This window comes from Pedobacter sp. Leaf250, assembly GCF_920984735.1.
Taxonomy (GTDB): Bacteria; Bacteroidota; Bacteroidia; order Sphingobacteriales; family Sphingobacteriaceae; genus Pedobacter.
This window is the reverse complement of record NZ_CAKLBU010000001.1, coordinates 248,044-268,749: the sequence shown is the minus strand read 5'-3', so window position 1 is coordinate 268,749 and position 20,706 is coordinate 248,044. Positions and strand designations below refer to the sequence as shown.

The window sequence follows — 20,706 nt, the reverse complement described above, 5'->3', positions numbered from 1 at the left end:
ATTTTTGCTAAATGCTTAAAATAGGAATAGCTGAAGATGATCATAAAATTGCCGATCTACTAAAATCTGCATTGGAAGAAAATGGTTACCAGGTCGAGATCGTTTTTAATGGCATTGATGCAATGGATCGTTTTCTTAATGCTAATTATGATCTTTTAATTGTAGATATTATGATGCCAGGTTTGAGTGGTATTCAGGTTTGCAAACGATTAAGGGAAAACAATGATCAAACCCCTGTTTTGTTGCTTACTGCCATGGGATCGGTAGATGATAAAGTTACCGGTTTGGATGCCGGGGCTGATGATTATTTAGTAAAACCTTTTCATTTGAAAGAGCTTTTGGCCCGTGTATCAGCCCTGTTGAGAAGACAAAATCCGGTAAAAAACATTTTAGACCATCAACTCACTTTTGAAGATTTAATAATGGATACCAGCAGTAAAGAGGTCACCAGAGCAGGAAAAAACATTGAGCTTAGCGCCAAGGAATTTGTTTTGCTCGAATTGTTTTTAAGGAATCCTAACCGTTTATTATCACGCCAGTATATTGCCGAAAAAGCCTGGGATATAAATTTCGATACCGGAACTAATGTAATTGATGTTTATGTGAATTTTCTGCGAAAAAAAATAGATAAACATTTTGAGAGGAAACTAATTCATACAAAAATTAATATGGGTTACATTTTTAAATAATGAAAATAAAAGATCGCATTGCACTTTACTTTACTTTGATAAGCACTTCTATGCTTTTCGCCGTGTTGTGTGTGATTTATTTTACTTTCATGAAATTTCTGGAGGCTGATTTTTTTGAACGCCTAACAGATAGAACAATGGTTACCGCTAAGCTCTATTTGGAAGCCGATGAAATTAGTCGTGATGCCATGAATGACGTTCGCCATAAGTATTTGCAAAAATTAAACGGCGAAGTAACCCGTATTTACGACTATAAAAACAGGGCAACATTTATTGGTGATTCTGCACAATACTGGTCGAAAGCAACCATAGAAAAGGTTAGAAAAAACAAACGTTTAAAATATACTGATGGAGAAAGGCAGGTTGTTGGCATTTACTATAAAGATAACCAAGGCGATTTTGTGATTTTAGCTTCGGCAACAGACCAAGGCTCGCACGATAGGCTGGTAAAATTATTGAGGATCATGATATTTGTGTTTGTATTGATCTCTCTTATCGTTCTTCTATTGAGCCGATGGATTGCAGAGAAAATGCTTAAGCCATTAAAAAAATTCATGACCGAAGTGAAGCAAATAGGTCTTGAAAACATGGAGTTCAGGGTTGAAGAAAGCGACACCAAAGATGAAATCAATCTGATTGCTAAAAACTTTAATCATTTAATGAATGAATTGGAACAGGCTTTTATTCTTCAAAAAACCTTTGTAGCCAATGCCTCGCATGAATTGAGAACACCTGTTACGCGAATGATGATGGCTGCTGAACTTGCGTTATCGAAAGAAAGGGATGTTACCGCCTATCAAAAAGTAATTCATTCCATACTGGATGATGCTGAAAAAATGGATCACATTATCACTGGATTGCTAGCATTGGCAAAAATGGATATGGAATTGATCAATTCACAACTTTTTCCCATTCAGCTCAATAGTTTATTGCTTAAGATACAAGAGGAATGGCAGCAGCAAAAAAATCTAAAAATTGAAATTATTGATAATTTAAAAGATGATCAACCAATGGTATCAGCAAACCAGGTGTTGCTGCAAATTGTACTTGATAACATTATTTCCAATGCTTTTAAATTTTCCAACAACCAGGCAGTAATCTGTAAATTGTTGCAAAGGGATGAAAATTTTATAGTTGAAATCACAGACAAAGGTCCAGGTATACCATTGTTGGAGCATGAAGAGGTTTTCAAACCGTTTTACACCAGATCGGAGGAAGTTGGAAAAAAAGGTGAAGGAATGGGTCTGTACATGGCACAAAAGATCATCAATTTATTCAAAGGCAAAATAGAAATACCTCCCTCACATGGTGAAAAAAGTACCATCATCATTATTCTACCTAAACTTTAATCTGCTTTTAATTTCGATTTAATTCGCATTTAATTCGGCAAGGATAGTTTTGCCGCATGATGAGATTAAGTACTTTTCTAATTTTCGTAATTGCTGTTACGGCTAATTTTGCCTTTGCACAAACCGATTCGTTAAAACTTGATTTAAAGCAAGCGGAGATTTTATTTTTAAAAAACAACTTCGAATTGCTGGCCAGTAATTACCAAATAGATCAGGCCAAAGCTGAAGTGATTACCGCAAAGCTTTTTGACAATCCAGAACTGGAGTATGAAAATCTGTTTTACAATCATGAAACCAAAAAATTCTTACAAACATCATTTGAATACGGCCAATATGCAGCCTCAATTTCGCAGCTGGTTAAACTAGCCGGAAAAAGAAATAAAAATATAAAGCTTGCTCAAACAGGTATAAAACTGGCAGAATTAGAATATTTTGATTTACTGCGCACACTCAAATTTGAGCTAAGGAACACTTTTTATAAAACCTATTTTTCTGCACAGTCGGTAAAAGTTTATGAAGATCAAATTAAATCGACAGAAAGTTTATTAAAGGCTTATGATATACAACTAAAAGCCGGAAATGTTGCGCTAAAAGATGTTATCAGAATAAAATCTTTAATTATTGGCTTAAAATCAGAACAAGCAAACCTAATAAACGATTTAGAAGATCATTATAAAGATTTACGCTTGCTTTGCGGCCTGGAACCTAATTCCATTTTAAAATTAAGTGTTTCAACTGCCGCAGAAAGAAACCTTAAACTGGATCAAATTCCATATTCCACCCTGCTCGATTCGGCCAGAACAAACAGGGCAGATTTAAAACTTGCAAAAACCGATCTGGAGTACAATGAGCTCAATCTCAAATTGCAAAAAGCAATGGCCATTCCTGATGTGGAAATTTCATTGGCTTACGATTTAAAAGGCAATTATCCCGAAAAATATACTGGTATTGGTTTAAAAATTCCTATCCCGCTATTCAATAGAAATCAGGGCGAAATTAAAAAAGCAAGAGTAGGAATTGATGCAGCAACTTCGAACATTAAAAAGCAAGAGTTAATCCTTTCAAATGAGGTTTTCAACAGTTATCAAACCGCATTAAGAAATGAGAAACTACTATCAGAAATTGATCCTTCTTTTAATGGTGACTTTAATAAAATTGTTAATGGACTGATCAAAAACTTTAGAGAAAGAAACATCAGCCTGATTGAATTTCTCGATCTCTACGAATCATATAAAGAGAACATCCTTCAAATAAACAACCTTGAATTCGAGAAAATGAGTTCGAGAGAAGAATTAAACTACGTAACAGGCGCCAACATTTTCAAATAATTACTATGCAAACCATCCATAAGAATATCATTAAAGGATTAATTATCACCTCAGTAGGTTTAGGCTATGGCTGTAGCGATAAAAAAATAGAAACTCAATCTGAAAAATTCGCCGTTACCGATTCTTTATTGAACAAACTTATTATTGATACCGTTCAACAGGCCAATGGCAAAGCAGATATTATTTTCTCTGCGAAGATTACAGCCAATGAAGATCGCAAATCTGAACTTTTTCCAATGGTTAGCGGATCTGTGAATCGCATAAATGTACGTTTAGGAGATCAGGTGAGCGCCGGACAAACTTTGGCAACTGTGAACAGTGCTGAAATGGCCGGTTTTGATAAAGAAGTTATTACTGCGAATGCCGAACTGAAAACGGCAGATAGAACATTAAAGCAAGCAGAACAACTGTATGAAAGTGGTTTATCATCGGCAAAAGAATTGGAAGAAGCTAAAAACGACTACCAGATAAAAAAGGCAGAATTAAAAAGAGCCAATTCGGTTTTAAAAATTAATGGAGGAAGCAGCACCGGCTTGTATGCTATAAAATCGCCATTGAGTGGCTTCGTAATTGAGAAAAACGTGAATGATAATATGCAATTGCGAAGTGATAATGATAAGAGTTTATTCACTGTAGCCGATTTATCGAATGTTTGGGCGATGATCAATATTTATGAATCTGATATTTCTCGTGTTAAACCGGGCGATGAAGTGAGTTTATCTACCTTATCCTATCCAGAAAAAGTTTTTAACGGAAAAATTGATAAAATCTACAATATGATTGATCAAGACAGCAAGGTGATGAATGCAAGAGTAATTATTCCAAACCCAAACTTTTTATTGAAACCCGGCATGCTAGGTACTGTAAAAGTTTCGGCCAGAGCTGGAGTTGATTTGCCGGTAGTAAATTCAAGAGCCGTAATTTTTGATGAAAATAAAAATTACGTGTTGCTTTTGGGTAACGATAATAAAGTGCGTATTCAAGAAATAGAAATTGGACGTAAAACGGCCAACAGAATTTTTATCAGCAAAGGTGTTCAGGCTGGCGATCGTGTAATTGCATCGAAGCAAGTTTTTCTATTCGAAAACTTAAAAACCCAGTAAAACCCCACTCATCTTTTAGATTTTTATTATGAATAAATTCATCAAAAGCATAATCGGCTTTGCGCTGAAGAATAAATATTTCATCTTTTTTGCCACTTTCATCCTCATTCTGGCTGGTTATTTAAGTTTCAAAAACACTACCATAGATGCATTTCCTGATGTAACCAATACCAACATCACTATAATTACGCAATGGCCAGGCAGAAGTGCCGAAGAGGTAGAAAAATTCGTGAGTCGCCCGCTGGAAATTGCCATGAATCCCACTGAAAAACGTACCAGCATCCGATCTTCTTCCCTATTTGGACTTTCCATTGTTAAACTAAGTTTTGAGGATGATGTTGATTATGCAGAAGCAAGGGTGCAGGTGAATAACCACCTTGATGAAGCTGATTTGCCAGAAGGTATTCAACCCGAAGTACAACCTCCTTACGGACCAACCGGAGAAATTTTCAGATATACACTTACCAGCGACCAAAAATCGGTTCGCGAGCTGAAAACTTTGCAAGACTGGGTTATTCAAAGGGAGTTATTGTCTGTTTCGGGTATTGCTGATGTAGTTAGTTTTGGTGGCGAGGTAAAAACATACCAAATTACTGTAGATCCCCAAAAATCGATTCAGTATGGTGTAACGGCTACCGAGCTTTTCGAGGCGGTTTCCAAAAGCAACATTAACGTGGGTGGCGATGTAATTGTTCAAAGCGGACAAGCCTACGTTGTGCGTGGAATTGGTGTGCTCAATAATATCGATGAAATTAGAAATGTGGTAGTTGATAATGTAAACGGAACACCAATTTACGTTAAAACCATTGCGGAAGTTGCAGAATCGGCACTGCCACGACTGGGACAAGTGGGCAGAGACCATGATCCAGATGTGGTGGAAGGCATTGTGGTGATGCGCAAAGGTGGTAATCCGAGTGAGGTTATTGCCCGTTTAAAAGAAAAAATCGAGGTCATTAACAACAGTATTTTACCTGATGATGTAAAAATAAAAGCCTTTTACGATCGGGAAGATTTAGTGAATTATTCGGTACATACCGTGATGGGAAATATGCTTGAGGGAATCATATTTGTAACCCTGATTGTATTTCTTTTCATGGCCGATTGGCGTACAACACTCATCGTGTCGATTATTATTCCATTGGCACTTTTATTCGCATTTATTTGTCTGAAACTAAAAGGCATGCCTGCGAACTTGCTATCCATGGGTGCGATAGATTTCGGAATCATCATTGATGGTGCAGTTGTGATGGTTGAGGGAATCTTCGTGACCCTGGATATGAAAGCCAAAAAACTTGGAATGGATCGTTTTAATAAAATGAGCAAACTGGGTTTCATTAAAAAGGCCTGCATGGAAAACGGAAAAGGTATTCTCTTCGCTAAGCTGATTATCATCACCGGATTATTGCCCATTTTCACTTTCGAAAAAGTAGAAGGAAAAATGTTCTCTCCACTGGCTTGGACATTAAGTTTTGCCCTTTTGGGTGCGCTGATTTTAACATTCACGCTAGTACCCGCAATGGCAAGTGTCTTATTAAAAAGAAACGTAAAAGACAAACACAACATCTTTTTAGAATGGATGACGAAAGTCACTTTAAAATTTTACGATATATGTTTCAGCAGAAAAAGATTGGTATTTTTTGTATCCATCATCATTTTGGTAACTGGTGCCTTCAGTTTTAAATTTTTAGGAACTGAATTTTTACCAAGTTTGGATGAAGGCTCCATTTATGTAAGGGCTACTGGCCCGTTGAGTATTTCGTTGGATGAAACCAAAAAACTTTCTAATGATATGCGAAAGATCTTTTTAAGTTTTGAGGAAGTAAAGCAGGTAATGTCGCAAACTGGCCGACCGAATGATGGAACTGATGCAACAGGCTTTTACAACATGGAATTTCATGTAGATATTTATCCACGCAAAGAATGGAAGCGTAAGCAAAGCAAAGAACAACTGATTGAACGCATGCAGGAAAAGCTTAAGAGTTTTCCGGGCATTAGCCTCAATTTCTCTCAACCGATTTCTGATAACGTAGAAGAGGCGGTTTCTGGAGTGAAGGGTTCTATCGTAGTGAAAATGTTTGGGGAAGATTTTGAATTTATAGAGCGTGAGGAAGAAAAAATCGAAAAGATTTTAAAAACTGTTGATGGCATTGAAGATTTGGGAATTTTAAGAAATCTTGGTCAACCAGAATTACAGATTAATCTCGATCAGAAAAAAATGGCACTTTATGGGGTGAGTACTGCTGATGCCAATGCTGTAATTGAAATGGCAATTGGCGGTAAAGCAGCCACGCAAATATATGAAGGCGAGCGAAAGTTCGATCTTATTATTCGCTATCCGGAAGATTTTAGAAATGATGAAAGTTCGATCAGCAAACTTCGTATTCCTACACTTTCAGGTTCGAATGTACAATTGGGCGAAATTTCGAGCATCAGAAAAATTACTGGCCCGAGTATGATTTACCGGGATAAACATAAACGTTATGGCGCTATTAAATTTTCCATCCGTGGTAGAGATATGGGCAGTGTAATTGCCGAAGCACAGCAAAAAGTAAATGCACAAATAAAACTTCCAAAAGAGTACAAATTAGAATGGGCCGGAGATTTTGAGAATCAACAACGAGCCATTTCCCGATTATCACAAGCCGTTCCCGTAAGTTTGTTATTAATCTTCTTCATTCTGTTTGTGCTTTTTGGAAACTTTAGAGATGCGTTATTGGTGTTAAACAATGTTCCATTTGCAATGATTGGCGGAATTTTAGCACTGTTAATTGCCGGCGTTAACTTTAATATTTCAGCAGGAATTGGTTTTATTGCACTGTTTGGAATTTGTGTTCAAAATGGCGTAATTCTGATTACCAGATTTAAAACAAATATTGCCGAATTAAAGCACCATGAAACATGGACATTTACTGACGCAATGAGAGATGGAATTGCCAGCAGGTTTAGACCTGTGTTAATGACCGCTTTAATGGCTGCAATCGGATTAATGCCAGCTGCTTTATCGACCGGAATTGGATCTGAAGCTTCTAAACCTTTAGCCATTGTAGTAATAGGCGGTTTAATTACAAACACACTTTTTAATCTTTTCGTTTATCCAATTGTATTTTATTGGTCGTACAAAAAGAAAGTTCAAAAAATCAATCCATCACAAGCATAAAAACAACAAAGCCTTTCAAATTTCGAAAGGCTTCGTTGTTTTTATGCTAAAATAATTTTTCTTGCGGAGGTTTAGTTCCTGCCAACCGCAAATAAACGGTTGTTTGACCACGGTGATGCGTTTGGTGCTCAAATCCTTTTTCAAATGCTTGTTCTCTCGAAAGTTCAAAACGGTCAAAAAGTTTTACCTTTTCATTTAATTGCTTAGTGCTCATTTTTTTTATGGCTGCAATTGCAAAATCGTAACTATCTACAACATTCTTAGTTACTGCTGCTTTAGTTTTATCGCTGGTTTTTTCCAATTCATCCATTCCTACCGGAGATTTACTTCCTAGCGCAGCGGCAGTAAAAACATAATTATCTGCAGCAAGGTGCAACATTTGATCAGCGAAAGATCTCATTTCGGGCGTTGGCTTATAGCCATAATCCTTTTCTGGCATGGCATCTAAATACTCTTTGGTGTAAGCCTTAGCTCGCTCCCATTCTTTAGCCACCTCTGCAGCAGTAGTTTGTGCTTTTGTGGTGTTGAATGTAGCAACTAGCAAAAACAGACTGGTTAATAATTTTATTGTTCTCATGTGATTTGGTTTTATAGATATAAAATTAGTAATAAGAATCCACTATATCTGCTAGGTATATGAGTAGAAAAAATATCCTAAAAAAAATGAGCTTGCAAATGCAAACTCATTTCTATATTTAATCTAATTTCCAATCTGGTCTTTCGAAATGGCAGGTGTAACCATACGGAACCTTTTGCAGGTAATCCTGATGGTCTTCTTCAGCATTCCAAAAATCACCAGCAGGCACCACTTCAGTAACAAACTTACCAGGCCATTTTCCAGAATTTTCCAATTCTTCAATCAGCTCATTGGCGGTATTTTTTTGAGCATCGTTTTCATAAAAAATTGCCGACCGGTAGGATGTGCCCACATCATTTCCCTGACGATTTTTTGTAGTCGGATCGTGGATTTGAAAAAAATATTCCAATAGTTTTCGATAAGATAATTCTTCGGGATTAAACTCTATTTCAATTCCTTCAGCATGTGTTCCGTGATTGCGGTATGTAGCATTTGCAACATCACCACCGGTATACCCCACAACAGTCGAAACTACACCAGGTTGCTGGCGAATCAATTCTTCAACGCCCCAAAAACAACCTCCAGCTAAAATGGCTTTTTCAGTACTCATAATTATGATTATTTATTTATCTATTTAAAATTACAATATTGAGCGGATTAAACCGCCTTCTACCCTTATTGCTGCACCATTTGTGCCAGATGCCAACGGACTCACATAATAAGTAACGGCATTCGCAATTTCGCTAACATCTAAAAATCTCTGGATCAAGGAAGTAGGCCGCATATTTCTAAAAAAGTCATCTTCAACTTCAGCCACGCTGATATTGCCTTTTTTTGCTAAATCTTCTATAAAACCTCCAACACCTTTTGATTTTGTTGGTCCGGGAAGAATTGAATTAACAGTTACATTTGTGCCTTTACTCAATTCGGCTAACCCTCTGCTTACGCCAAGTTGGGCCGTTTTTGTCATTCCATAATGGATCATCTCATCAGGAATAAAAACTGCCGATTCGCTGGAAATAAAAATGATCCTGCCCCAATTTTTGGCTAACATTTTCGGAAAGATATCACGTGATAACCGAATGCCACTCATCACATTTACCTCAAAAAACCTAAACCAATCTTCATCTTTGATATCTTCAAAAGCTTTTGGCTCGAAAATTCCAGCATTGTTTACTAAAATATCGATATCTGGTAAACTTTCTATTAAATGCAATACCTCTTCGGCTTTAGAAAAATCTGCGGCAATTCCGCTCACCGATTGATTACCGGTATCTTTCTTTAATTGCGCAATGGCTTCATCAACAGTATCTTGCGATCGTCCGTTGATAATTACTTTAACGCCTTCCTTTAATAAACTTTCTGCTATTGCATATCCTATTCCAGCAGTTGATCCGCTGATAAAAGCTGTCTTATTTTTTAATTGTAAATCCATTATTTTGCTTTAAGATGTAATAATAACAAATCCTTTCACGATCTGTTTATCGGAAAAAGCACAGAGATGTAAAAATTAAAAGAAGCCTAATAATTAATGATTCAAATGATATTCTGCTGTTAATTCTGAAGATAAAATATGGATATCTCTTAGCTTTTGTTGGAGAAGATCTTGAGAGCGGTAAGTGTTGGATGAATTTTGATCACTTTCTAAAACAACAGGATGTTCATTTTTCAGCTGCAAATTCCCAACAATATTTTTCATCAATTCATTTTTATTATCTAAATCAATTCGCTCTCCGGTTAAATAAATCGAAGTAATCATCGCGTTGATTTTATAAATGGTTACCTGAACCTGATATAGATATTCAATCTTGATATTGGATTGCCAAGGCTCCTGACTGGCAGATTCAATGGATTCCGATAAAGCAGAGAGACTCAAATTCGCATTTTTACGAGCCATTCTAGCCATATTTTCGTTGTGGTTTTGAAACTTATCGATTGAAATTAAGAAATACTTTAAACTTGCATCTGCAGCTTCCTTAATTTTTTGGTGAAGTTGTTTACTGTCCCAAATAGGAAAAAGATATGTGGCAATAATTGCAATGGCGCATCCAATCAGCGTAAATAATATTCGATCGTGAACAATGTGATCGAAGTGACCATGATAACTGCCCAAAGTAAGGATAACCGCAGGTGTGATAAACATTACGCTTAAGGTATAGTTAATGCGGTTAAACGCATAAAACCCAAGTAAGCATACAGCCGAAATACTCAACAATACAGCTGGACTTTTTATAAAATAAATCAACAAGAGCCCAATTGCAATTCCTCCTAAACTCCCTTTCAACCGCTGAAAATTCCTTTTCCAAGTAATGGAAAATTTTGGTCTGGCCACAATTACCAAAGTTAAAAAAAGCCAATAACTGTATCTACTGGCTTCAAGTTGATAGATTAATATGAATCCAAAAAGAAAGCAAATTGCCATGCGAAGTGAAAACCTGAAAATTGGAGATTTTAAACTTAAATGGTCTTTCAAAGAAAAACGATCGGAACTTATAAAAAGTGGATATTCGATTATTTCTTTTGATGGTAAATGAATGCTATCAAGATCACTTTTGCGAATAGAAGTAATAATTTTTGCAATCTCATCAATATTGGAAATCACATTTCGAACAAAATCTTTTTGATGATCATCTAATTTAGCCATTTCAGCAACCAATGAAGCATGATCAGCGGTGAAGTTAGAATTGATTTTAGATTGTGACTCGATATTTTTTACGGAACGTACATGCCTCCCAAGATCTTCGATTTCTTCAGCAAGGATTCGGATAAGACCAGCAATAAGCACCAAACTTTTACCTTTAGATAAAGATTTTCGAATAGATTCATAATCGAAATGTACGGCATTAAGTTGCTCATACAAATCTATTAGCAAGCCTGCCCTATCCAAAAGTATCCTGCCTTTTCTATTGCTTGGATCCATTGCATAACGATCAGTTAACAACAAATTGCGAATCAACTCATGTTTTTGGTTTACGCGAATATGTAATTTAATGATTTCCTTTTGTTGATGATCCAATTGTAGCGTTGGATCATAATTTTTAGCCTTCACTTTTAAAAAAGCAGCGCTGGCCAGTAAACATTCAAAAATGGCGTGATTTAATGATCGGTATGGCCTCATTAATGTTTGAATTACGCTAACCAGATAGTACCAAACGCCACCAACTAACATGTAACCACTAAAATAAAGTGGTCTAGCGGGATGCAATCCCATTACAAATGTACAAACGATTAATGCCATGGTGCCTATTAAACCCATTTTTTGGCCATAAACAGCAAACATGGAAAATAGGAGAGCCAAAAATGTAATCACAATAGCCGCCCAAAGCTGAAAAACCAAAATTTGAGAAACCAGAAAAGTGGTTAAAAAGAAAACCGCAATGCTTATTAAAGCATTCTTTAATTTATTCAATCGGTTATCGGGCAAATCAGTTAAACTAATTAACAATGCCCCTACACCAATCCCGGTTGCAGCCTCTTGATTACCGAGATAGAAGAAAATAATGATGGGAAACAAAACAGTGAGCGTGGTGCGCAAAGCATCAGAAAAATATTCTCCCAAGAAAAAATATGTAATATTTAACGCGATAGCTTTTTTGCTTCGTAGAATCAAGATAGGATGAATTAATATCAGTTAGTATGACAAAGGTACGTGATCAGATTATTTTTTCAGTCAACGATGTGTATTTATAACTTATGCTTGTCGTTTTATATTATTGCGAATGGGATTTTCTGCAACAATAGAATTAATTCACGTATCCGTAAATGAAATAATACAGAAAAAAGATAAATTTTAGGGTGATTTTACCCTTACAGCATAACCATCATTGATCTATATTTACATTAGTTAGAATTAAATCAACGGGACGATTTAAACACTATCAAAAAGCAGATTTTCGGATCTGCTTTTTTGTTTTAGTCACGATAAGACTTCGTACCAAAATGCTGCTGTGTGTAAGAAGAAAGAAAGCAGAAAAGGTTGATTTAATTTTTATCACCGATATCCAGCAGTTTACGATTGCCCTTATCATCCACTACAAAAACTTGTTTGCCATTAAAAAATATCGCTTTTCGATTGCCTTTATGATGGTTTACATCAACTCCAATAACTTTGTAATTGTAATAAGCGGCAATATTTTGCTCGGTTATGGTATGGCCAACCAAAATTTGTTTTACTCCAAATTTTTTCAACGTAGAATCTATAGTCGAAACGTTAGTTCGGTCATCTCCAAAATAACCTCTATACCAAAATGGACCATTACTGCTCATGAATTTAGTGCCTTCTTCATCAAGCTTTTTCGTAGGAATTCCGAAATAACTTCGACATTTATTATTTATTTTTTGCAAAGAGAGTTGAGTAGCATTAATTTCTGGAGAAATTCCTGCATGAAGAAAAAGTTTATCGTCAATTTTTTCAATTGCGTTTTTGCTTCTTAACCACTGCCCAATTTCGGTATCTTCTGCAATAAGTTTTTCATATTCCAATCCTAATAATTTAGCTGAAGCTAGGTATTTTGGCGCTAAATAGCGTAAATCACCTGCCATGTTCATTATATCATGATTGCCAAGCAGCACATGAACAAAACCACCTTTTTTAATGGCATCATCTTCTAATTTATAAAGCAACCACAAATACGGAATAACCTCTTTGCCTCGATCAAAAAGATCACCACAAATCACCAGATGACCTTTACCAAAAATCCAATTAAACTTTTCATCAATTACTTGGTTGGCAATCATCAAAGCTCTAAATGCTTCAAATTCACCTTCGATATCGGAAAGCACCAGCATTTTGTCAACTGCTCTATAGCTAGATCGCTGTATTATATGCTTGGAACGAAGCTTAAAGCTAAAATCCCAATCTTTATGTTTGGCAAAACGAACCTGGATAGAATCTTTTTCATTTAAAGTATCTGTTTTGCTTACATCATTTAAAACATAACGAGAAATAATCCTAGTTCCAGAACGAGAAATATATGGTCCATCTTGCTCAACCTGGGCTGTAGATGAAAGACTGTGAAAAGATATAATAGTGATTGATAAGTATTGCAGAAGCTTCATCTATTGGCAATTATTTTAGATACATTCATTAAGCATATATACGATAGATTCGTAGTTTTTCCCTACCGCTTCAGACATAGCAATTTCACATGTTTTCCCCGAAGAATAATAACCATCATACTTTTCTTTTTTCACTTCATTTGCTTCAGGAAATGTAGCTGATGCCGTTAATTCAGGAAATAAAAATCCTCTATCGCCAGCCATTCCACAACAACCTGCGTGTACAGGCATCATTACTTCAATAGCCAGCTGATTTGCTATTTTAACAAACTTCCCTTCAAGCCCCATTTTTTGTAACGAACATACTGGGTGTAATGCGATTTTCTCTTTCCTTTTCAAAATGGTCGCATTTGGAAGCAAATAATCTAGAATATAATCTACACTATCGATAATGGTAAGGGCATCAAATTTCTTTTTATTTTCATCGGTTAATGAAGGTCTGCACTCTTGCAATGTGTACGTACAGGAGGTAATATCCAACACAATCGGACTTTTTCCATGTCCACTCCACTCCCATAGTTTACTCACTGTATCATTTACGGTAAATCTTAAAGCATCATTAAAACCTTTTGATGAAAAAATTTGTCCGCAGCAAGTGCCTGCAATATTATCAGGAATTTTGAAATCGATACCAGCTTTTGTAGAAACCGCAATAAAAGTTTCGATGATATTTTTTTGCCCCTCTAAAGTGCCGCCCATGGTTCTGCTGATACAGGTAGGGTAATATACTACCGATGGTGCACTGGCAGCCGTTAACTTATGTTGGTATTGGCTATACGAATGTGTTGGCTTAATCTGGTTAGACCATAATGGCACCGCAGGAATTACTTTTTTAAATCCCTTTGTAAGATTAGTCATTGCGTTTGCGCCAAAAACAGAATTAATGCCAGATGCCATATTTATCCCAAACTTCACTACTGAGGTTACAGTTCCAAAATTTTTCGCAATTGTTAATGCAAGGCCGTTAGCAAATTTGCTGTGATTTTCCCGGCGTAATCTTTTTACCAATGAGCCTGTATTTATATCAACCGGACAAGCAGTGGCGCAAAGTCCGTCGACAGCGCATGTATCCAAACCGTCGTATTGATATTCATCAAGCAGCGTTTTATAGCTTAGCTTTTCATTATTTCTTTTGAGTTTTAGTAATTCCCTTCTTACAACAATTCTTCTGCGAGGGGTTAAAGTGATGTTTCTACTTGGGCATTTATATTCGCAAAACCCACATTCCATACATTTATCAACCTCCTCTTCTACTTGAGGTAAATCTTTTAAGTTTTTGATATGACCACTTTTATCCTCATTTATAATTACACCTGGATTTAAAAGATTGCTTGGGTCGATCAGGTGTTTAAGAGATTTCATTACCTGATAAATTCCATCTCCCCATTCCGTAGCTACAAATGGAGCCATATTTCTGCCAGTTCCATGTTCGGCTTTTAAAGCACCCTTATATTTCTCCGTTACTAAAAAAACTACCTCTTTTAAAAAGTTATCGTAACGGGTTATTTCTGCTGGAGTATCAAAAGCCTGGGTAACTACAAAATGAATATTTCCATCTTTTGCATGACCAAAAATTATAGCGTTCTCATAATCATATTTAGCAAAAAGAGATTGTAAATCTAAAATTGCATTACCTAATTCGGCCACAGGAACAGCAATATCTTCTAAAATTACAGTAGTTCCACTTGCCCTAACTGAGCCCACTGAAGGAAACATTCCTTTTCTAATTTTCCATAAAAAAGCCTGTTCTATTGGATCATTGGTAAACTCAGGAACCAACAGAAGTTCCAATTGATCCGCTACTGCTAAAAATTGATCGGATTTAGCATCAAGCGCTGCCTGGCTATGATCTTGATATTCTACCAAAAGTGCTGCTGCATCGGCAGGTAAAGATTTTAATATCGAAGGAACACCTTTTATATCTTCAACTGAACGCAGAGATGCCCGGTCCATCAATTCAACTGCTTCAGCTCCAGAAATTGTTAAGGGCAAAATGGCATTACAGGCAGCAAAGATGTTTGGAAAATATAATAAAGCAGTGGTTTTCAAGGGATAATCAGGAACTGTATTCATTACAGCTTCAGCTATAAAACCCAATGTTCCTTCTGCACCAACCAATACATGTGCTAAAATATCTAAAGGATGCTCATAATCGATAAATGCATTAACCGAGTAACCAACAGTATTTTTTGTTTTGTACTTACTTCGAATCAGATAAAAAATTTCCTGATTTGAAATGATCTGGTTTTTGAGTGAAACCAACCCTTCAAAAATTTCGGGGCACTCATCTTGAAAACGATTATAATCAAGCGGTTGCTCTGTTGTGTATTGTTTGCCATTTGGCAATACAAATTTGATAAACTTTAAAGTATGGTAGGAGTTTTTGCTTACGCCGCAGCACATTCCGCTGGCATTATTCGAAATTATTCCGCCCATCATGGCAGAATTGATACTTGCCGGATCTGGTCCTATTTTTTTACTGTATTTCTTCAGTTCCGAATTTACTACAGATCCGGTTACGCCTGGATGTACGCGGACTTGATCTCCTCCATTTTCGACTCTAACGAGATTCCAATACTGACTTAAATCGACCAGAATACCATCAGAAACTGATTGCCCGGATAAACTTGTACCTGCAGAACGAAAGGTAATCGGAATTTGATGTTGTTGAGAAAAACCAAAAAGAGATACAATTTCATTAATGGAAATTGGCTGAACGACAGCTTTTGGTCTTAAATAATAAAATCCAGCATCAGAAGCGTATGAAACCAGATCGATCAATCTTGTTTTAACCCGATCTTCAGCGATTATTGTGCTAAGTAATTTACCAATCTCATTCATTAATATTCTCTGGATAATCTTTTAGAAAACCAAAGATAAATAAACTATTCTTCACAGAAAGTATATATAGCGGTTGAGTGATGCTTTATTGAGTTGGCGAGGAATGATTGTGTAGAATTGCTCAAAAATTGAAAAGCTGCAAGAAACATCCGTCATCTTGCAGCAATCAATCATCAACTATTATTTAAAATCTTTATACTACTTTTCAGCAATCACTTCACCACAAGTGAGCATATTTTTAGGATAATATGGGTTTTCAATTTTCTTTTCATTACTTACCCAGGTTGTTCCCATCATTGGGCATTTTTGCTGATAAAGCGGCATGTTTTCAGGTTTAACCTTATCAATAATTACCCAAAATTTTTCAGATAATTTTTCCATCAATTTCCGTTGTTCATTAATAGAAGGCGCAATTGCGATACTATCTGCCAATTCCTTAATGCTTTTACGAGCTGTAGTTGCAGCGTTCATCTCTTCTAAAGTCAATTTCTTGAATTTAAACTTGCCAAAATTTGCCGAAAATTCTGATGCAGTAGCTGCAGTTTTTTTAGAATCAGACACTACCAAACTGTTTTTAATGCCTAAGTAATTGGTAATGATTAATGTTTTTAATTCTTCTCTTTGCTTAACCAATTCTGGCGCCACTTCTTGTGCTGATGTTTTAACTTGAGCATTTGCGTTCACCATGCCAATAACAAGGAATATCGCTAATATATAATTCTTCATTTTTTATGGATTTAAGGTTGTTTTCTTCAATATTTTATCAATCTCGGTACGTATATCTTTCAGGTGTAACTGATCGATTCCAGATGTTTGTGGGATTAACTCCTCTACCTTTTTTCTAATGGAGTTAAGATGTGCAATAGCTTCCAATCTCACATCACTGCGTTGGGCGTTACTCATCATTTTTCCATCCGTAACATCCTTCGGATTAATTAACATGCCTACTTTTTCTACATACGAACGTTGCAAACTTCTTAAGTAAGTATTTTGCTGGATATCAAGCGATGGCTTCTTCCAAACGGTTGGTTGTAAATCGGCAAGAAATTCACTAACAGGATATGGATCTGATGAGGTTAAAGCTTTTTGGCTTAAATTGTAAAGCATACCAGCACTTAAGAACATATTTAACATCTGAGATTGTTGATCAGATATCTGTTCCATAGGTTTCAAATCAATATACTTTGCTATTTCCGCAGGATACATCCAAAGTGGTGCTTCGAAAACCTGGCGGCCTACATAATCTACAACACTTTTAACTTTCTTTTTTGGAACTTCGGCATAAACCACACCTTTCTCATCTACACTTCTTTTGGTTACGTAACGATTGCCAATATTTTTCATTACATGGTATAAATAACGGCTATATTGTTTTACCACTTCCTTATGCAATTCTTCCAGATTATCATATTGATCTCCAGGCTCATAAGTCCATTGAATTAAATTAGCCACTACCCTTTTAAGGTTTTTAATTCCATAATCACTTGCAACAATGGCATCATCGCCTAAATCTTCTGATTGACTTCTCGGATCTTCATCTTTACCCTCTCCTCCAAACCACAATTTTGGGTTTTTATTTAAAGAATCAGTAGTAATTTTTGACAGCAGTTTCTCTTCAGCATACTCATCCTTCTCGCCATCAAAATAACGGTAGCCCCAATTAATTGCCCATTTATCGTAGGCACCAATTCTGGCATAAATTCCTACGGGCGAAATCTTATCTTCTGGCTGCGCCACGTAGTTAAACCGGGCATAATCCATAATGGAAACGGTATGTCCGTTTTTTTCTACCCAGGCTTTATCGCGAAGTTTTTCTACAGGCGTTTGGCTACTGGAGCCCATGTTGTGCCTCAAACCTAATGTATGGCCCAATTCATGCGAAGAAACAAAACGAATTAATTGCCCCATCAGTTCATCGTCAAACTGCATTTTTTGCGCCCTTTTATCTAACGGACCAGCTTGAATCATGTACCAATTATGAACCAGTTTCATCACATTGTGATACCAACCGACATGGCTTTCCATTATTTCCCCACTACGAGGATCACTAATTCTGGGTCCGTAAGCATTAGGCGTTTCAGAAGCATAATATCTGATTACTGAAAATCTGGCATCCTCCAAACTCATTGTAGTATCTGCCGAAGGCCATTCTTTACCAATAATGGCATTTTTGAATCCAGCTTGCTCAAATGCCTTTTGCCAATCGTTTATTCCTTTAATGAGATAAGGCCGCCATTTTTTTGGCGTTGCCGGATCAATGTAATAAACGATTTGCTTTTTCGGTTCTACCAAAATACCCCTGTTATATTTAGCCATATCTTCCTTTTTAGGTTCCAGACGATATCGCTGCACCAAATATTTGGTTTGCGTTCTTTGGTAATCTTCATCAAACAGAATGTATTTGTTATTGAAATAGCCCACACGCTCATCAGATAAACGCTTTCTCATTGGTATTTTTGGTAACAGAATAATGGATGTATTCAACCGTAAAGTTACTGCCCCGGTTAATGCACCAGCAGGAATTCCCAACCCGGAACTGGCGTAAGTTTTGGTTGTTTTAATTTCTGTGTTGATCGGATAACAAGTAACGCGTTCAATAAATGAGCGGTCATCGGCTAAGCTATTTAACTTTTTTGATGTTTTTTCCTCTGCAGAAATAGATACCACCGGGATATCTTTTTTAAAGAAATCGGTAACATCAATTACATAATTGCCCGTTATCGGATTTTTGGCTTTAATATCAAAACTCGCTACAATCGGACTCTCTTGCGATTGCATTACTGCTTGATAAATCGGCCCATCTGTATTTTTGGTTTCCTGGCGATAGATAACCCCTTTTAAAAAAAGGTTGTTATTATTTCCCTTCTGAAAGTAAAGCGTTTGCTCATTTACCTTTTCGCCACCAAAACTCCCAAAGCCTTGCGGCGTACTAATGTACCGGGTTACGGCTAACAAATAACGCCCCAGTAAACTATCCGGAACTTCGAAAAACCATTTTTGATCAACTTGCCGAACATTGAAAAGTCCATCTTGCCCAATAGCAGTTGCTGGAATTACTTTATTGTAATCCATTGGTGCTTTTTTCGCGGTACTATCTGGTTTGGCAACAGGTTTCTGACCAAATGCTGTTAGCGAGAGCGCAATTGAAATCGGAAATAAAATTTGTTTAAAATTCATCTTAAAACGGAAGGGTTTCGTTGGTGTTTAATCTTAAATTAGGGTTGAGTTTCATTGCTCCCGATGGGAACGGAATGATATACAATCTTGAATTAGGGCTCAGAGAATAGGTAACTTGAGGAACAGTTTTATTCACAATAGGAAAAGTATGAGTAACTGTTTTGGCATAATCAGGCTCATTGTTTAATCTTTTCAAATCAAAGAAACGATGAAATCCAAGAAGCAATTCTTTTCTTCTTTCTTCGATAATAATGTTCATAGTTGCTTTTATAGTTCCTGGCGATGTAAGGGCAATTGTACCACTTAAAATACGTTTAGCCCTTAATTGATTTATTATACCCATGGCTTCTAAAAGGTTGCCTTCCCGGGCATAACACTCCGCTAACATCAAATATACTTCAGTGGTTTTCATACCAACTGTTGGATAAAAGAATTTTGTGTAGTTAACACTAAAATATGCAGTTCCAGCACCTGGATCAAGTAAACTTGTACTTGTGGTATTCATAAACAGATTAAATCTTGCATCATTTGTTCCAAAAAGCTTAACCAATTCCGGGCTAATGATACATGTGTAGGCAAAACTCATTTCCGTATATCCAGTCATATACATGAAGCTTAGTACTTCTTGATTTTCTCCTGCTAAAACAGGTAGCGTACTAGGCCCACCTAATTTGCTATATGCTACTAAATCATATATCGTATTATTATAGCTTAGTGATTTTTGAGCAGCTTCCTTAGCCAAAGAAAACTCATGCTTAAATAAATGAATTTTAGCTTTTAAACCATAAGCAAATGCTAAAGAAGGATGGTATGGATCAATAGGTACTTTTTGAAGATAAGGAAGTGCTTCTTCAATATCCTTTTGAATAAAATCGTATACCTGAGCAACAGTTGATTTAATTGGTTTTGCTTCAAGATCATATTTGTCCATTATACAAATGCCACCATCTGTAGCTGCAGTAGCCGGATCATATGCTTTCGCATACACGTTCACCAACATAAAATGATCAAAGGCCCTGTAAATTTTAGCTTCAGCTTTAGCCAACTGCTTTATTTTATCATCACCTTTACTTCCATCTACAAGTGATATGACTGTATTCCATCGATTAATGTAAGAATAGGTTTGATTATAAAAGGATGATCCTGATAGCAAATTAGTACGGGCATCTGTATCATCAAAAGTAAAATTAATGATGTCGATGCTCTTTTTTTGACCAATTACATAAGACTCCCTAATCCATTGATCATCAACTAAATATTGAAAGTTATTAATCGGATAAGCTCTATTTGGTAAAGAAACCAGTTTGTAATAATCCTCAGCGGTTTCTACTACTATGGAACCTGTTGGAGTGATATCAGTATATTTTTTACAGCCAGTTACCAGAACTACTAGTAATATTGCTATGATGTATGAATATTTTTTCATC

General features: G+C 36.3%; 14 protein-coding genes. 5 read left to right on the top strand and 9 right to left on the bottom strand.

The features are described 5' to 3' along the window. Positions 1 to 11: 11 nt before the first annotated feature. From LUA91_RS01225 to LUA91_RS01205, 5 genes are read left to right on the top strand one after another with little or no spacing between them, the layout of a single operon-like run. Complete coding sequence (locus tag LUA91_RS01225; protein ID WP_231424132.1) at positions 12 to 689, top strand: response regulator transcription factor; 678 nt, start codon at positions 12 to 14, stop codon at positions 687 to 689. Further along, entirely contained in the window at positions 689 to 2,038 is a 1,350-nt protein-coding gene (locus LUA91_RS01220; protein ID WP_231424131.1) for a HAMP domain-containing sensor histidine kinase, read from the top strand. Before LUA91_RS01225 ends, LUA91_RS01220 begins: the two co-directional genes overlap by 1 nt. Before the next feature lie 56 nt (positions 2,039 to 2,094). After that, positions 2,095 to 3,366 carry a TolC family protein gene (locus LUA91_RS01215; protein ID WP_231424130.1) on the top strand — a complete coding sequence of 424 codons (1,272 nt, stop codon included), beginning with the start codon at positions 2,095 to 2,097 and terminating at the stop codon, positions 3,364 to 3,366. A 5-nt stretch (positions 3,367 to 3,371) separates the two neighbouring features. After that, positions 3,372 to 4,469: an efflux RND transporter periplasmic adaptor subunit gene (locus LUA91_RS01210; RefSeq protein WP_231424129.1), complete on the top strand. Its 1,098-nt coding sequence runs from the start codon at positions 3,372 to 3,374 to the stop codon at positions 4,467 to 4,469. 28 nt (positions 4,470 to 4,497) lie between these two features. After that, the gene (locus tag LUA91_RS01205) at positions 4,498 to 7,626 is read left to right on the top strand and encodes an efflux RND transporter permease subunit (protein WP_231424128.1); all 3,129 of its coding nucleotides are present in this window, start codon (positions 4,498 to 4,500) and stop codon (positions 7,624 to 7,626) included. A 46-nt stretch (positions 7,627 to 7,672) separates the two neighbouring features. Here the strand turns inward: LUA91_RS01205 and LUA91_RS01200 are convergent, their stop codons facing one another. The 9 genes from LUA91_RS01200 to LUA91_RS01160 all read right to left on the bottom strand — a co-directional run bounded on the left by LUA91_RS01200 (position 7,673) and on the right by LUA91_RS01160 (position 20,705). Further along, positions 7,673 to 8,203, bottom strand: coding sequence for a DinB family protein (locus LUA91_RS01200; RefSeq protein WP_231424127.1), 531 nt, complete (start codon positions 8,201 to 8,203; stop codon positions 7,673 to 7,675). Positions 8,204 to 8,321: 118 nt separating this feature from the next. Beyond that, complete coding sequence (gene msrA / locus LUA91_RS01195) at positions 8,322 to 8,813, bottom strand: peptide-methionine (S)-S-oxide reductase MsrA (protein ID WP_231424126.1); 492 nt, start codon at positions 8,811 to 8,813, stop codon at positions 8,322 to 8,324. 30 nt (positions 8,814 to 8,843) lie between these two features. Beyond that, the gene (locus tag LUA91_RS01190; protein WP_231424125.1) at positions 8,844 to 9,638 is read right to left on the bottom strand and encodes an SDR family NAD(P)-dependent oxidoreductase; all 795 of its coding nucleotides are present in this window, start codon (positions 9,636 to 9,638) and stop codon (positions 8,844 to 8,846) included. Positions 9,639 to 9,731: 93 nt separating this feature from the next. Then, complete coding sequence (locus tag LUA91_RS01185; RefSeq protein WP_231424124.1) at positions 9,732 to 11,762, bottom strand: FUSC family membrane protein; 2,031 nt, start codon at positions 11,760 to 11,762, stop codon at positions 9,732 to 9,734. Between the two features lie 422 nt (positions 11,763 to 12,184). Further along, a complete protein-coding gene (locus tag LUA91_RS01180) occupies positions 12,185 to 13,261 on the bottom strand; it encodes a metallophosphoesterase (RefSeq protein WP_231424123.1) in 1,077 nt (358 codons plus the stop codon). A 15-nt stretch (positions 13,262 to 13,276) separates the two neighbouring features. Then, entirely contained in the window at positions 13,277 to 16,102 is a 2,826-nt protein-coding gene (locus LUA91_RS01175; RefSeq protein ID WP_231424122.1) for an FAD-binding and (Fe-S)-binding domain-containing protein, read from the bottom strand. A 198-nt stretch (positions 16,103 to 16,300) separates the two neighbouring features. Beyond that, positions 16,301 to 16,828, bottom strand: a complete 528-nt coding sequence (locus LUA91_RS01170) for a DUF3347 domain-containing protein (RefSeq protein ID WP_231424121.1) — start codon at positions 16,826 to 16,828, stop codon at positions 16,301 to 16,303. A gap of 3 nt (positions 16,829 to 16,831) precedes the next feature. Further along, positions 16,832 to 19,279 carry a zinc-dependent metalloprotease gene (locus tag LUA91_RS01165; protein WP_231424120.1) on the bottom strand — a complete coding sequence of 816 codons (2,448 nt, stop codon included), beginning with the start codon at positions 19,277 to 19,279 and terminating at the stop codon, positions 16,832 to 16,834. Position 19,280: 1 nt separating this feature from the next. Continuing rightward, positions 19,281 to 20,705 (bottom strand): RagB/SusD family nutrient uptake outer membrane protein, encoded by a 1,425-nt coding sequence (locus LUA91_RS01160; protein ID WP_231424119.1) that lies wholly within the window; start codon positions 20,703 to 20,705, stop codon positions 19,281 to 19,283. Position 20,706: the final 1 nt, after the last annotated feature.

Coding starts and splice junctions, on each gene's coding strand:
- LUA91_RS01170 (WP_231424121.1), bottom strand. CDS start 16,828: ATGAAGAATTATATATTAGCGATATTCCTTGTTATTGGCATGGTGAAC.
- LUA91_RS01190 (WP_231424125.1), bottom strand. CDS start 9,638: ATGGATTTACAATTAAAAAATAAGACAGCTTTTATCAGCGGATCAACT.
- LUA91_RS01210 (WP_231424129.1), top strand. CDS start 3,372: ATGCAAACCATCCATAAGAATATCATTAAAGGATTAATTATCACCTCA.
- msrA (WP_231424126.1), bottom strand. CDS start 8,813: ATGAGTACTGAAAAAGCCATTTTAGCTGGAGGTTGTTTTTGGGGCGTT.
- LUA91_RS01205 (WP_231424128.1), top strand. CDS start 4,498: ATGAATAAATTCATCAAAAGCATAATCGGCTTTGCGCTGAAGAATAAA.
- LUA91_RS01220 (WP_231424131.1), top strand. CDS start 689: ATGAAAATAAAAGATCGCATTGCACTTTACTTTACTTTGATAAGCACT.
- LUA91_RS01175 (WP_231424122.1), bottom strand. CDS start 16,102: ATGAATGAGATTGGTAAATTACTTAGCACAATAATCGCTGAAGATCGG.
- LUA91_RS01215 (WP_231424130.1), top strand. CDS start 2,095: ATGATGAGATTAAGTACTTTTCTAATTTTCGTAATTGCTGTTACGGCT.
- LUA91_RS01225 (WP_231424132.1), top strand. CDS start 12: ATGCTTAAAATAGGAATAGCTGAAGATGATCATAAAATTGCCGATCTA.
- LUA91_RS01200 (WP_231424127.1), bottom strand. CDS start 8,203: ATGAGAACAATAAAATTATTAACCAGTCTGTTTTTGCTAGTTGCTACA.
- LUA91_RS01180 (WP_231424123.1), bottom strand. CDS start 13,261: ATGAAGCTTCTGCAATACTTATCAATCACTATTATATCTTTTCACAGT.
- LUA91_RS01165 (WP_231424120.1), bottom strand. CDS start 19,279: ATGAATTTTAAACAAATTTTATTTCCGATTTCAATTGCGCTCTCGCTA.
- LUA91_RS01160 (WP_231424119.1), bottom strand. CDS start 20,705: ATGAAAAAATATTCATACATCATAGCAATATTACTAGTAGTTCTGGTA.